This is a genomic window from Bradyrhizobium sp. SUTN9-2 (assembly GCF_003122645.1).
GTDB classification, from domain to species: Bacteria; Pseudomonadota; Alphaproteobacteria; order Rhizobiales; family Xanthobacteraceae; genus Bradyrhizobium; species Bradyrhizobium yuanmingense.
Genome location: NZ_LAXE01000001.1, coordinates 2,000,163 through 2,013,538, shown reverse-complemented (window position 1 = coordinate 2,013,538; position 13,376 = coordinate 2,000,163). Strand labels below are relative to the sequence as shown.

At 63.8% G+C, this 13,376-nt stretch carries 11 protein-coding genes; 6 read left to right on the top strand and 5 right to left on the bottom strand.

Translation table 11 applies throughout. The features are described from left to right. The first annotated feature begins 77 nt into the window (after positions 1-77). The gene (locus tag XF30_RS09480) at positions 78-989 is read left to right on the top strand and encodes a DMT family transporter (RefSeq protein WP_146207668.1); all 912 of its coding nucleotides are present in this window, start codon (positions 78-80) and stop codon (positions 987-989) included. 34 nt (positions 990-1,023) lie between these two features. Here the strand turns inward: XF30_RS09480 and XF30_RS09475 are convergent, their stop codons facing one another. Further along, positions 1,024-1,704: a TetR/AcrR family transcriptional regulator gene (locus tag XF30_RS09475; RefSeq protein ID WP_057028549.1), complete on the bottom strand. Its 681-nt coding sequence runs from the start codon at positions 1,702-1,704 to the stop codon at positions 1,024-1,026. Positions 1,705-2,258: 554 nt separating this feature from the next. Between XF30_RS09475 and XF30_RS09470 the strand changes: the two genes are divergently transcribed. Next, a complete protein-coding gene (locus tag XF30_RS09470) occupies positions 2,259-2,984 on the top strand; it encodes a hypothetical protein (RefSeq protein WP_146207667.1) in 726 nt (241 codons plus the stop codon). Positions 2,985-3,161: 177 nt separating this feature from the next. Beyond that, positions 3,162-4,652: a hypothetical protein gene (locus XF30_RS09465; protein ID WP_109142510.1), complete on the top strand. Its 1,491-nt coding sequence runs from the start codon at positions 3,162-3,164 to the stop codon at positions 4,650-4,652. A 250-nt stretch (positions 4,653-4,902) separates the two neighbouring features. On the opposite strand, the gene XF30_RS09460 is transcribed toward XF30_RS09465, so the two are convergent. Next, a complete protein-coding gene (locus XF30_RS09460) occupies positions 4,903-5,067 on the bottom strand; it encodes a Flp family type IVb pilin (protein ID WP_109142509.1) in 165 nt (54 codons plus the stop codon). Between the two features lie 352 nt (positions 5,068-5,419). On the opposite strand from XF30_RS09460, the gene XF30_RS09455 reads away from it, so the two are divergent. From XF30_RS09455 to XF30_RS09445, 3 genes are all read left to right on the top strand, one after another. After that, entirely contained in the window at positions 5,420-6,916 is a 1,497-nt protein-coding gene (locus XF30_RS09455) for a hypothetical protein (RefSeq protein ID WP_109142508.1), read from the top strand. A 107-nt stretch (positions 6,917-7,023) separates the two neighbouring features. Then, a complete protein-coding gene (locus tag XF30_RS09450; protein WP_244609087.1) occupies positions 7,024-8,520 on the top strand; it encodes a hypothetical protein in 1,497 nt (498 codons plus the stop codon). A gap of 64 nt (positions 8,521-8,584) precedes the next feature. Further along, positions 8,585-9,580: a glycosyltransferase family 2 protein gene (locus XF30_RS09445; RefSeq protein ID WP_109142506.1), complete on the top strand. Its 996-nt coding sequence runs from the start codon at positions 8,585-8,587 to the stop codon at positions 9,578-9,580. Positions 9,581-9,644: 64 nt separating this feature from the next. Here the strand turns inward: XF30_RS09445 and XF30_RS09440 are convergent, their stop codons facing one another. From XF30_RS09440 to XF30_RS09430, 3 genes are all read right to left on the bottom strand, one after another. After that, positions 9,645-11,084 (bottom strand): hypothetical protein, encoded by a 1,440-nt coding sequence (locus XF30_RS09440; protein ID WP_109142505.1) that lies wholly within the window; start codon positions 11,082-11,084, stop codon positions 9,645-9,647. A gap of 121 nt (positions 11,085-11,205) precedes the next feature. Next, positions 11,206-12,438, bottom strand: coding sequence for an APC family permease (locus XF30_RS09435; RefSeq protein WP_057028066.1), 1,233 nt, complete (start codon positions 12,436-12,438; stop codon positions 11,206-11,208). A 9-nt stretch (positions 12,439-12,447) separates the two neighbouring features. Further along, on the bottom strand, positions 12,448-13,287 hold the full coding sequence (locus tag XF30_RS09430) for a universal stress protein (protein WP_109142504.1): 840 nt from the start codon (positions 13,285-13,287) through the stop codon (positions 12,448-12,450). Positions 13,288-13,376 lie beyond the last annotated feature (89 nt).

The window sequence follows — 13,376 nt, the reverse complement described above, 5'->3', positions numbered from 1 at the left end:
TTCAGGTCCCGACCAGCGCCGTGTTCGCAGGCAGCAGCGTCTGCTGCACCAGGCCGCTATCGCTAGGAACCGGTTATATGGCCACCACCGTAGAATCCGAAGCCCGCGCCCGCCCGACGCTGGGCATCGTGCTCATGGCGGCCGCGATGCTTTCGATCCCGCTGGTCGATGGGATCGCCAAATATCTGAGCGCCGACTATTCGCCGCTCTTCATCGCCTGGGCGCGCTACGCCGTGGCAAGCGCCGTCGTCCTTCCGGTGGCCGCGATCAGGTACAAAGGAGAGATCTTTCCCGCCGAACGGCGCGCCTCCCATATGCTGCGGACGGTGTTCCTCGTCACCGGGATGACACTTTACTTCCTGTCCATCGCGACCGTTCCGCTGGCTACAGCCGTCAGCGCCTATTTCGTCGGGCCGGTCATCGCGGTTGCGCTCGCCGCCATCGTGCTGAAGGAGCGGTTGACGCGCGGAAAGATCGCGAGCCTGGTGTTGGGTTTCACCGGCGCCATTGTCATTCTGCGCCCGGACGGCGACATCGAGCCCGGCATCCTGCTGGCGCTCGGCGCCGGGCTAACGTTCGCGCTCTATCTGATCGCAACGCGGCAGGCTTCTCTGGTCAGCGATCCCGTCAAGACGCTCGCCTTCCAGTGTGTCGTCGGCATGGTGCTCCTGACGCCACAAGCCATCTTGACCTGGACCACACCGGCTTGGGACGCTGTCATGTTCTTTCTGGCTTTGGGTGCGCTCTCTGCTGTCAGTCATGTCCTGTCCATCGCGGCATTTCGCTTCGCCGAAGCGTCCACCCTGTCGCCGCTGGTCTATCTCGAACTGCTCGGTTCCACAGCCATCGGCTATCTTGTCTTCAAGGATATCCCGCAAGGCTCCACGATCGCCGGAGCCGTCCTCATTGTGACCGCCGGGCTCATTCTTCTGAAGCGTCCCACCGGGGTTGATCAGTCCGGCCGGGAAAATGCTGATGTAGCAGGATAACAGCGGGCCCGGGCGATCCCGGTGGCGGGTCGGCTCAGGCGCCGACCAGTGCCTTGGTCGTCGGCAGCAGCGTCTGCTGCACCACGAGGCCGCGGGCACGAGCGTCCATGACGCCGACGGCGCGCAGCGCCAGCAGCGTCACGGTCTGCACCGCATCGCGCATCTTGACGGGATCATCGAGATTGTCGGGCGCGAGCGGGCCGACGAGCGCCTCATGCAGCGCGCCGAGCAAGGCGGTGGCGGCGAGCGCGGTGTCCTGCGCCGGCAGATGGCCGGCACGCACGGCGGCGTCGATCCGGGAGGCGATCTCGCCGGCGATCTCGCGCCGGCTGGCAAGGCGCGAGGCGCTGACATCGACATCGACCGGCTCGGCCAGGATGCCCCAGGCCAGCCGGCGCTGCGACAGCGTATGCACCGCCACGGTGGTCACGGCGGCCGCCAGCGCCGAGGACGGCCCCGGCGCGGCATCGGCCGCCCTTCGGATCGCCGCGAGCTCGTCGCGGGAGACCTCGGCAATGAGCTCGGAGATCAGCTCGGCCTTGGAGGGGAAATAGCGGTAGACGGTGCCGGCCGCGACATTGGCCCGGACCGCGACCGGCGCGATCTGCACCGCCGCCATCCCGCCTTCCGCCGCCGCCTCCCGCGCCGCCGCCAGTATGGCGCTGCGCCGCGCCGCAAGGCGCTTAACCACTTGATGCGTCCGCCGATAAACCATGGCGCGCTTCCTGTCCCACACGCCGGCCGCACGCCCTGCGGCCGAACGCTTCTCACGCAATAGATGCAAATCGCCCCGCAAGGACTGAACAACTATTCAGGGTGAATGACAAGATGCAAATGCGTGGGGCGTCATGGTGGGCGGACGGAGGCGTCAACACTATGTTGGCGGCATCCCGGTCGAGGCGGCCTCCAACGGTGCCCATCGGTGGCAGTTTGCCAGGAGCGGAGGGGGCCAACGTCAACTTCTCTCCCGTCCAGGCGACCTGCAACGAACCGACGCGAGACTGAACGAGTAATCTTCGAGGGCTTAACCGGCCGGTTCACAATTTGACGTCAGTGGGTGCAACTTCGCCTCAGAGTGTTCCATGTCGATCGGGCTACATGCATCTACTTATAAGTTCATTTATCTTGTTCGCAGCCGCACGTTGACGTATGCCTGGCCAGCATGCTGATGGCATCGATCTTCACTGCCAGGAAGCTTTAGAGCCTGAGCTACTTTGGCGCTCTCTCGAGCTGCGGTGGAGAGTCTCATGGACCAACGGAGCGTGCGTCATGAAGCGGCTCTCGGGCCTCGCGCTCATCCTCCTTCTGATGCCGACACCAGACGGCGCGGCAGCCGCTGAATTATTCTCGGTGCGGTGTGAGGGTGGCGCGCCTGTCCGCCCGTACTTTGCAACGTTCGACATCGATGCCAAAGCTGTCGTGTTTGAGACGCCGCCGATAGACCTCGAAACAAATTTCGGCATCACTACACGTTCTGGAGAAATCATTTCCAAAAGTGATGGAAAGATCGAATTCATGCTGCGCGTTCGTCCAGGTCGGATCGACCTGATCTTTGATAGCAACAAGAAGACGATGACTTGGCCGGGACTCGACGACCCCACCTTTCGGCCGACATTAACCCATCCGTGCACTGTCACGCCTCCGAGAAGCATTTTGAGCTTCGGGGTTCGCGATCCCATTCTGAATCCGATCTCTGTACGCTGTGAACACACGGGCGCTGTGTACTTCACGATGGATGCAGCTTCGAAACAAGCACTCTTTGAGCGTGGCAAGGAGGGAAGAGGGTTTCGCGGTGAAGTCACCGATGCCGGCCAGGATGAAGTCACGCTGTCGATGAATTTCGAGGTCCCCCGCCGGATCGTATGGAACAGAAGCCGCCAGACCATCACTATTGAAGGCATCGATGGCGATGCAGCGCGACCTCGCACCGTCGTGCAATGTCAGGGAATTCCGCCTCGAACCATGATGGAATTCTATAGAGAGTCGCAGCGGTAAGATGCAAATGCGGAGGCGAGCGCGACGCACCTCCGCGCTCGCACGTGAGCAGATGGTAAACGCATCCTTGCACCGCCTGAAATGGAAAACCGTTGCGGTTTACCCCAACTTAAAGGCGAACATGCTCAGGTCTTGACGCGCCTTGCGCGCGGTCGCCCAACCAACGCCGAGACCCCAATGTCGATTTCCGTCATCAGCAGCGTTCCCGTCCGCGGCGTTGCGCGCTGGCTTTTGCCAGTTTGCATCGGCCTCGGGGTCTACCTGTTCTTCCTGGGCGTCGGCGACATCATGCTGCGGGATTCGGATACGCTGTGGCAGATCAAGATCGGACAGTGGATCCTTGAACACCGCGCGGTGCCCTATACCGACATCTATTCGTTCACGCGCGCCGGCGAGGCATGGATCTCGAGCTCCTGGCTGTCGCAAGTCTTGTTCGCGCTGGTCTACGAGCCAGCGAACTGGTCGGGCGTCGTCATCCTGACATCGCTCGCGATCGGCGCCACCGCGGCGATTTTCGTTTACCTGCTCGAGCCCTATCTGGAGCCGGCACGCGCTTTCGTGCTCGTCACCCCCCTGCTCTTCATGTCGATGGGACATTTTCTCGCGCGCCCGCACATGCTGGCGCTGCCCGTCATGGTGGCCTTCGTCGGCGGGCTGCTGGCGGCCGCCGATCGGCGTAGCGCGCCGTCCTGGCTGTTGCTGCCCCTGATGGCGCTGTGGGCCAATCTTCACGGCGGCTTTGTCATGGGCCTCGCGCTGATCGGAGCCGTCGGCCTCGATGCGATCGCGTCCTGCGATCGAAAGGACAGGGTTGCACTCGCGGCGCGCTGGGCCTTGTTCGGCCTTGCCGCGCTCGCCGCAAGCTGCTGCACGCCCTATGGCTGGAACACGCTCCTCGCGTCGACCAAGATCCTCAGCCTCGGCAAGCTGCTCTCGCTGATCTGGGAGTGGATGCCGGCCGACTTCAGCTCGCTCGATCTGTTTGGCGCCAGCCTGCTCGGCTTGATCGCCATCGGTTATTGCAGCGGGGTTGTGCTGTCATGGACCCGCATATTCCTGCTGCTCGGGCTGATCTGGGCGGCACTCAACCACGTCAGAAACATCGAGGCCTTCGCGCTGTTGACGCCCCTCGTGCTCGCCAAACCGTTCGCCGAACATTTCGGAGTGACGAGAGCGCTCGCGCTGAAGGAAAGCGAGGCGCGCCCCTCCTTTGCCCTGACCGCAATCGCCGCGCTCGCCATCGTCGCGGCCGGCTGGAGCATCACGCGGTCCTATGCCACGCCCAGCCGGTATGCGTTCATCGGCAATCAATCGCCAGCGGCCGCGGTTGACCTGCTCGAAAAACGGCACGCGCAACGGATCTTCAGCACCGCTCCGATCGGCGGCTATCTGATCACCCGCAACATCAAGAGCTTCATCGATGGCCGCGCCGAGCTGTATGGCGAGCAGTTCGTGCTCGACTATTTCGATGCCGTCGAGGGCAAGGACGTAAACACCCTGCTGCGCCTGCTCGAGACCTACCGGATCGACGCGACGCTGCTGAACACCACCGTTCCCGCCGCCAGGATCATGGACCATCTGCCGGGATGGAAGCGGCTTTATGCGGATGATGTCGCCGTGGTTCACGTCCGCGACGACGCGACGGTGCAGTCACCCTCCGCACGCTGATTGCCGAACAGGACAGACGACCCTTCGGCGTTGCGCAATCGGGTGCGGGACCGTCCGCTGCGGCCATTCTTTGCGAAGCCTGCGGTGGGCTCTTTGGTCGCTTTTACGACGAAAAGTCCGGCTCACGATGAGTCGCTGGCGAAGCTGAGCTAAGGATCATGCTCGCTAACGCCATCCCGCTGCAGACGCCTTGCATGAAAAAGAGCCCCGCCAGGGACGGGGCTCTCGAAAATTCTCGGTTCGTCCGGCCTTACTTGAGGCTGGTCGAGATCGAGCTGAACTTGGTGTTCAGCGTGGTGCCGAGGTTGTTGACGACGGTGATGATCGCCAGCGCGATGCCGGCAGCGATCAGGCCGTATTCGATGGCGGTGGCGCCGGATTCATCCTTGAGGAAACGCGCAACGAGGTTCTTCATAGAGTGCTCCAAATGAGTATACGAGGCTACAACTGATCTGGTCCCTTCGGCTTCCCAGCGCCGCCCGACCATGGCAACGGAACGTAGAGGCAAAGAATTGCGCCGCAGTTAATTCGACTGCGTAAACCCTGGGCGCATTGCGTGGATTGGCCCATGGTAAATCCAAGTTCGAAACAATCCGTTAAATTGTAGACATATGACGCCGGCCTGCCGCGGCCGGTTTACCCGAAGTTATGACCGGCGTGGTCCAATGCCGCCCGCTCGGACTGAAGCGCGACGGGATGGTGCGCACGCAGCCCGCCAGATCCGGATCACGCCGGACCGGCAAGAACAACCAGGACGACGAGGCGGCATGTCCCTTTCCTTCTCCAACAGCATCGCGCTGCAGGGCCGCGCGCGCGCCCTGGTGCCATTGTGCGTCGGTGCCGGCACCTATCTGTTCTTCCTGTTTCTCGGCGACATGCTGCTTCGGGATTCCGACTCGTTCTGGCAGATCAAGATCGGGCAATGGATCCTCGATCATCGCGCCATGCCCACCGCCGACTTCTATTCCTTCACGCGGACCGGCGCGCCATGGATCTCGACCTCGTGGCTGTCGCAGGTTGCGTTCGCCGTCTCCTATGCGCAATGGGGCTGGACGGGCCCCGTCATCCTCACCGCGACCGCCATGGCGCTCGCGGTCGCAATACTCGTCTATTTGCTCGAGCTGCATATCGAGACACCGCGCGCGGTGCTGTTTGCGATGCTGGCGCTGACGCTGCCGCTGTCGATCCACCACGTGCTGGCGCGCCCGCATATTCTGGCGCTGCCGGTGATGGTGGCGTGGGTCGGCCTGCTGATGGCGGCTGCGAGCCGCAGGAGCGCGCCGTCCTGGACCTGGCTGCCGCTGATGGCGCTGTGGGCGAACCTGCACGGCGGCTTCGTCCTCGGGCTCGCGTTGATCGGCCCGATCTCGCTCGAAGCGGTCGAGCATGCCGAGAAGGGACGGCGGCTCGCCCTGTTCATGCGCTGGGTGCTGTTCGGAATCGGGGCGCTGATCGCGAGCTGCTGCACGCCGTATGGCTGGCGCACGCTGCAAGGGGCGACCAACATCCTCAGTCTCGGCGAGCTGCTGACGCTGATCTTCGAATGGATGCCGGCGAACTTCGCCACGTTCACCCCGTTCGAAGGCGCCCTGCTCGCCCTGATCGCATTCGGTTATTATCGCGGCCTGGTGCTGTCAGCACCCCGGATCTTCCTGATCCTGTTCCTGACCTGGAGCGCGCTGAGCCACGTCAGGAGCATCGACGCATTTGCATTCCTGGTGCCGCTGGTGCTGGCAAAGCCGCTCGGCGAGATGTTCCCGCAGCCGGCGCTTGAGCCCGCCGGTGCCGACAGCTGGCCGGGCCGCTATGTCACGGCGCTCGGCGCGCTGATGATCGTGGCGGCAAGCTGGACCTCGACCTCGCTCTATCTGGGGCACCACCGCTTCACCTTCACGATGACGCAGACGCCGGTTGCCGCGGTCGACCTGCTCGAGCAACGCAAGGTGCAGCGCGTCTTCAACGCCTACCAGTTCGGCGGCTATCTGATCTCGCGCGATATCCCTGTTTTCGTCGACGGCCGCGCCGAGCTCTACGGCGAGAAATTCATCATGGACTTCTTCAAGGCGACCGAGGGCAAGAAGCCCGAGCTGCTGCCACGCCTGCTCGACGAGCACAAGATCGATGCGACGCTGCTGGGCGCGGATGCGCCGGGCCCGCAGATCCTCGACCAGCTCAAAGGCTGGAAGCGGATCTATGCGGACGACATCGCCGTGATCCACGTGCGCGACGCCGCAGACGGCGCGACCGCGGCGCCTTCGAAGTGACGACCCGCTCCAGCGCGCGTGTTCGGCCTCAGCGACTTCATCAGATGGTTTCCAGCAAGCCGATCCTGACAGATCCGGCGCGTTCCGCCCCGGACCGAGCCGTGGCGATGATCGTGCTTGCGATGCTGGCTGTGGTCTCGTTTGTTCCGGTGCTGCTGACGCCCATTCCGGCGATGGTCGATTATCCCAATCACCTCGCCCGCATGTCTGTTCTGAGCCAGAACGGCACCGCGGGTGCAAATCCGTATTACGAGGTGAGGTGGGCCTTCTATCCCAACCTCGGAATGGACCTGCTGGTCCCGCAGCTGGCGCGGCTGATGAGCGTCGAGAACGCGACGCGGCTGTTTCTCCTGCTGAGCCAGGTCCTGATCGTTACCGGTGCGCTTCTGCTCGAATGGGTCAGGAAGGGACGCATCCATCTCGCCGGCTTCGCCGCGCTCGCTTTGCTCTATTGCCTGCCGTTCAGCTGGGGTTTCGTGAACTTCGAGTTCGGGCTCGGCCTCGCGCTCTGGGGCATCGCCGTCTATCTGATGCTGGCGGAAGGCCCCTGGCCGCTGCGCTTCATGGCCAATCTGATCTTCGTCGCCGCGCTCTATGTGGCGCATTTCTTTTCGCTCGGCATCTATGGCGCAACGCTCGGCCTTTTCGAGCTGTCGCGCGTCCGCCAAGGGCGGGTCGCGTATTCCGTCGCGGCCGCGCGGCTTGGCGCGCTGGCCCTACCGGCGCTTGCGCTGCTTGCGATCATGCATGTCACGGCAGGCGCGATCGGAAGCCAAGGCAACGATTGGTTCCTCGCATTCAAGCCGGTCTGGCCGCTCCGCATCATGAACGGCTACAATCTGACGGCCGCGGCGGTGACCGGGCTGACCCTCATGACCGCGTTGCTGTTCGCCGCAAGGCGCGGCTTGCTCAGGCTCGAGCCCGCCGGGATTTGGATCGCGCTCGGTCTTGCGCTCCTGTACGTGGCCATTCCCTCGAGGCTGTTCGGGACCTCTTTCGCCGACCTCCGCGTGTTTCCTGCTGCGGCGCTGATCCTGCCGGCGTTCTGCTCGCTGTCGCTGCCAAGCCGGGCTTGGCGGATGGCTGCACTCGCTGCGATCAGCGGCATCACGCTGATCAATCTCGCCGTTGTCTTCACGGTATGGCTGCCCTACCGCACTGACTACGCGGCCATTGTCGAGTCGTTCCGCAAGGTCGAACGTGGCTCGCGCGTCCTCGTCAGCAATGCGGACGAAGCTGGCGACCCGCCCTTCGCCGATCTCACGGCGTATCCGATGTATTATGCGCCAACGCTGGCGGTGCACTATGCCAACGCGTTCGTGCCCAATCTCTTCACGGAGGCGGGCAAGCAGCCTGTTCGGGCCGTGGAGGGCGTGCGCCATCTTGCCACTCCGGATGGCGGATTGGTGTCCTCAGGCCTGCTCACCGCGATAGCAGCGGGCCGCCCGCCGGCGGACTCGCCGCGCTTTGTCCGCACCTGGTACCGGGATTTCGACTACCTTTATGTGCTGGGACCGCGGGCCGCAAACCCGCTGCCGGATCTGCTGGAACTATTGCAGACCTCGGATCGGTTCGTCCTCTACAGGATTCGCCGCAAGTCCTGAGAAAGGCGACCTTAACCACCTGCCCATAGACTTCCGCCCCTGCAACCCAGCTGGACTCCTTCGCATGGCGGCCAATTCCGGACCGATCCGCTACAGCCTCGTCATTCCCGTCTTCAACGAGGAAGCCGTACTGCCGATATTGTTACGCCGGCTCGACTTGCTGCTGTCCCGGCTCGACGGACCGGCAGAGGCGATTTTCGTCGACGACGGCAGCAGCGATTCCAGCTCGATCGTGCTACAGGCACTCGCTGTGCGCGACGCCCGCTTTCGCTATATCGGCCTGTCGCGGAATTTCGGCCATCAAGTCGCCATCACCGCCGGCATGGACGCCGCGCAGGGCGACGCGATCATCGTCATGGACGCCGATCTGCAGGATCCGCCCGAAGTGATCGAGCAATTGATCGCAAAATGGCAGGAAGGCAACGACGTCGTCCACGCCCGCCGCCTGTCGCGCGAGGGAGAGAGCCGATTCAAGCGCGCGACCGCACACCTGTTCTACCGGCTGCTCGGCAAGATGTCCTCCGTCGGCATCCCCGCCGACGTCGGTGACTTCCGCCTGATCGATCGCAAGGTGCTGGACGCGCTCAGGCAGATGCCGGAGCAGGATCGCTTCGTACGCGGCATGATCGCCTGGCTCGGCTTCCGCCAGGCCGAGGTCACCTTCCATCGTCTCGAGCGCGCCGCGGGCGAGACCAAGTACCCCCTGTTCAAGATGATCCGCCTAGCGGTGAACGCCGCGCTCGGCTTTTCTGATCTGCCCTTGCGCCTGGCGATCTGGTGCGGATTGACCGTCTCGGCATTCGCTCTGCTCTACGGCGGCTGGGTCATCGTGATGTGGCTGAGCAACGACGCTCATCTCGTGACCGGCTGGTCCTCGACCATCGTCCTCCTCTCGCTGTTGTGTGGAATGAACATGCTGATGACGGGGATCGTGGGCCTTTACGTCGGCCGCATCCATGCCGAAGTAAAGCGCCGTCCACTGTACGTGGTCCAGAAGCGAGCCGGCTTCGATCGCAACGAGGCGGCGACCGTACCCGCCAAGCACGCAATCAACGAGTGATCCGCCGCAATCATCTCGGACGTGAGGCCAACACCTGGTCTTCGATGCTGCTGCCGAGCGGGCTTTACTGCATCTCCCGACGCTTGTGGACGACCGCCACATCGTCGCTGTACACGCGCTGCCAGTGCGGCAACCGATCAAGCATCGCTGTGGCGGGCGTATTCGGTGCGAGCAGCGTCGCGCTGATCTTGTAGTCGTCGAGCAGCTTGAGAAAATCTCCGAGGTCAATCAGCGCCAGGGCGCGATTGTAGCGGTCGATGAACGGTCCGCCGAACAGTTCCGCGCGGCCGTCGATGAAGGTTGGAATGCCGGCAAAGACCAAATAGCCGCCGAAGGAATAATCGTTGAGCAGCGGCCCCGCCTTGGCGAGGTCGGCACGGGCGACCGCCGCCTCGGGGGTGATGAGGGGAGCCGGCCGGATGTCGCGCGCCAGCGCCAATCCACTCATCGCGGCCAAGATGCCGAATGCCGCCAGGTTCAAGCCACGCGAGGAGCGGTCGGTCTCGTTCCCGCTCGGCCCGCCGAACCTCCGGGCCAGCGGGGCCGCGAGGTAGAGCGGTGCCAGCATGGCCAGCAGATCCGCATTGCGCATCTGCGCCAGCGCGAAATGGAGCAAGCCGATCACCACGAGGGTCCGCACGATCGGCAGCGTGACGCCGCGCGAGAGCGCGAAGATGCCCCCCAGCAACAGCAGCTCGAAGCCGCCGATGCGGCTGAAATCCTGCGGCCGCCATTCCGCGATCCAGGCGAGCGCGGGACCGAGGCCGAGTGTCGTGATCGGCATCAGCAGCGGTTCCGGCCCATGCGGCGTCAGGCAGGATGCGGCGACGGCAAGCAGTGTGAATGGCACCCAGCGCAGCAGCACGCGTGGCCATTGGCTTCGCTCCTCGCGCAGCAGCGCCTCGAGCACCACGGGTCCAATCAAGCCAAGCGCCAGCACTCCGCTGCCGTGCAGATTGCCCCACACGACCAGCAGCGGCAGGGCCCAGTATGGTGGCGGCCTGCCGTGATCCATGCAACGCACCAGGGCAGCCGCCCAGATCACCATGATGGGCATCACGAGCACGTGTGGCCGCGCCAGCATGTGCGGCGCCGTCAGGATGACGGCCGCGATCACCATGACCAGCGTCTGGGTCGGCGACAGCTCGCGCAGCAGGAAGTATGTGAGCAGACCAAAGGCGAGTGCGATCGCCGCGGCCGCGACGACGACGACGCCGGACCAGCCGGACAGGACGTAGGCTCCGGCATAGATGACTTCCGACAGCCATTCGAACGTGATCCAAGGCGCGCCATGCTTCGAAAACGAAAATGGATCGCTCGTCGGCAGGGTCCCATGCGCCATGATCCAGCGCCCGAGCTCGACGTGAGAATAGCTGTCGGGATCTCCGAGCAGCTTCGGGCCGACAGCCAGCAATACAGCGTAGACGGCGAGCCCCACAGCCCAAGGGAGCACTGCACGCGCCGAAAACGGTTGAACCGCGCTGGAGACGACCTGATCAGTCATGGCGGGCCAAGCTAGGCCTTAATTGTTAAGGTGTTCTTTAATGTTGCACCGATCGCGCGTGCGGAAGCGAGAGCACCGCCATCGCAACGCCCGGGTCCCCCGCCGAAACGCCACGCGGGCGCTATCGCACGAGATCGATCAGGAGCAACGCGGCGCTTGTGAACAGTCCTGCGATCGGCACCCAAATGGGCACGAAGAACACGCCGGCGGGAGGCTTGGATTCTCTCGTCTTGATGCGAAGAAGCGCCAGGTTGACCAGGACGAAGATCCCGAGCGTCAGGCGTGAGGTCCATTCGGCCAATCCGGTCAAGGGAATGCCGAGGGCGAGGATCAGGATGGCGCCCACGCCGAAGAGGGTTGCAACCACCGGCGCTCCGCTTCTGGCGTTCACCCGGGCCAGAAAGGCCGGAAGGCTGCCTTGGTCCGCAAGCCCGTACAGCACACGTCCGATCATCAGCATGTGAACGATGATCCCGTTGACCGTCGCAACGATCGCGATGACGCTCAATACCGAGAGGGGAAGACCGGTCAACCGCTGAAAGACAAGTGCAAGCGGAGCCGAGGCGTGCGCGAGCTCGGCCGGGGGCACCGCGACCACCGCGACCCAGACGACGATCATGTAGAGGAGCGCGGTCACGCCGAGGGTGATGAAGAGCGCCCAAGGCAGCGTGTGGGACGGATTCTTCATTTCCTCGGAGATGTTCACGAGGTGCTCGAACCCGATGAACGCAAACACGGCGAGCAGCGATGTCTGTGCGATCCCGGTCCACGCTGCTTTATCGCTCAGGGGAGCCAACAGTTCGGGCAGCCGGGAGACCAGGGCGTCGCCCTCAAACAGCCCGGCTCCGACAATGAGGACCAATCCTCCGATCTCCACGACCGTCATCAAGCCGGCGAAGCTGATGGACTGAACCGCGGACAGGCAGGCGATCGCTCCCATCGCGAGCACGACGCCCGCGATGATCCAGCTGGCAGGCAGCGGCAGGAACACGCTGATGTAGCCGGCACTCCCGACCGTGATGGTCGCGCCCGAAATCGTCGCTGCAGCCACAACGAGCAACCCTGTGGCACCGCTGAGCCATTTTCGATGAAACGCGGCCTGGACATAGGCGGCCTCGCTCGCCGCGACCGGCAGTCGCGTGCCCAGTTCGGCAAAGCTCCCGGCCGTCACGCCCATCACGACCGCGGCAACGAGGAACGCCAGAGGTGCATGCATTCCGCTCCGGGCAGCGGCCGCGCCCACCAGGACGTAGATTCCGGCACCGATCGTCACGCCGAGCCCATAGAGGACCGCGTGCGTGAGCGTCAGCGATCTGACGAGTTTCGTAGACCCGAGCGGCGCCACCTCCTGCATCACCAAGCGTCAATGCGAAAACAGGATCGGCACCGGCGGCTTGGACAGCAGGCCCCTGGTCGCGCCGCCGAGCACGAATTCCCGCCACCTCGGCGTTCCGTACGCGCCCATCACGAGGACGTCGATGCCGTGGGACAGCACGTAAGATGTGAGGACCTCGTCGATCGGCTTGCTCTCGGCATCGATCTCATCCAGCACGACCTCGATGCCGTGACGAGCCAGGTTCTTCGCCAGTTCTCGGCCGGAATGTCTGGAATCCAGGGGCTTTTCGTTGGTGACAGTCACGACGCGCACACTTCTTGCGCTTTCAAGCAAAGGAAGTGCGTCGGAAACCGCTCGCGCAGCGGTGCGGCTGAAGTCCCAAGCCACGCAGATGGCGTCGAGCCGCAACGGACGCGACCGCGGGCCGGTGGGCAGGATCAGCGTCGGCCTGCCGGATTCGAAGATCACCTGCTCGGCGTACCCCAGATCATGGGAGTCCGGCACCGCCATGATCGTGAGATCCCGAAGCCTTGCATAGTCAACCAGCAGCGCGGCCTCGCTGGCGGTTGCACAGTGCTCGAAGATGGTCTCATGCCGGACGCCGGATTTGTCGGCGGAGGCTTCGAATGCGGCAAGCAGGGCTTTCGCATTCTCGCGGCTCTTGGCGGCCTCGCGCGCAATAAGCGCGGGTATGTCCAGGATGACATCCCCGAGCAGGCTTGCGCGCACCTCCGCATGGACCTCGCAGGAAATGGCTGCGAGGTGCGCCCCCAGGGTGGCAGCCACCGAGACGGCATCGTCGATCACTGAAACCGGCGTCGGCTCCGGGTAGCTCGCCAGGGTCAACAGAACATCCTTGAAAGCCATGTGTGCCTCCTTTGACGAGTCGGAACCTAACGCTGTCGAGATGCTCCTTCTTGACCCACCGCAACCGATTCAGCCGGATGGCTGTGGCA

Excerpts from the sequence above, each read along its gene's own strand:
- XF30_RS09480 (WP_146207668.1), top strand. The coding sequence starts at position 78 with ATGGCCACCACCGTAGAATCCGAAGCCCGCGCCCGCCCGACGCTGGGC.
- XF30_RS09475 (WP_057028549.1), bottom strand. The coding sequence starts at position 1,704 with ATGGTTTATCGGCGGACGCATCAAGTGGTTAAGCGCCTTGCGGCGCGG.
- XF30_RS09470 (WP_146207667.1), top strand. The coding sequence starts at position 2,259 with ATGAAGCGGCTCTCGGGCCTCGCGCTCATCCTCCTTCTGATGCCGACA.
- XF30_RS09465 (WP_109142510.1), top strand. The coding sequence starts at position 3,162 with ATGTCGATTTCCGTCATCAGCAGCGTTCCCGTCCGCGGCGTTGCGCGC.
- XF30_RS09460 (WP_109142509.1), bottom strand. The coding sequence starts at position 5,067 with ATGAAGAACCTCGTTGCGCGTTTCCTCAAGGATGAATCCGGCGCCACC.
- XF30_RS09455 (WP_109142508.1), top strand. The coding sequence starts at position 5,420 with ATGTCCCTTTCCTTCTCCAACAGCATCGCGCTGCAGGGCCGCGCGCGC.
- XF30_RS09450 (WP_244609087.1), top strand. The coding sequence starts at position 7,024 with ATGATCGTGCTTGCGATGCTGGCTGTGGTCTCGTTTGTTCCGGTGCTG.
- XF30_RS09445 (WP_109142506.1), top strand. The coding sequence starts at position 8,585 with ATGGCGGCCAATTCCGGACCGATCCGCTACAGCCTCGTCATTCCCGTC.
- XF30_RS09440 (WP_109142505.1), bottom strand. The coding sequence starts at position 11,084 with ATGACTGATCAGGTCGTCTCCAGCGCGGTTCAACCGTTTTCGGCGCGT.
- XF30_RS09435 (WP_057028066.1), bottom strand. The coding sequence starts at position 12,438 with ATGCAGGAGGTGGCGCCGCTCGGGTCTACGAAACTCGTCAGATCGCTG.
- XF30_RS09430 (WP_109142504.1), bottom strand. The coding sequence starts at position 13,287 with ATGGCTTTCAAGGATGTTCTGTTGACCCTGGCGAGCTACCCGGAGCCG.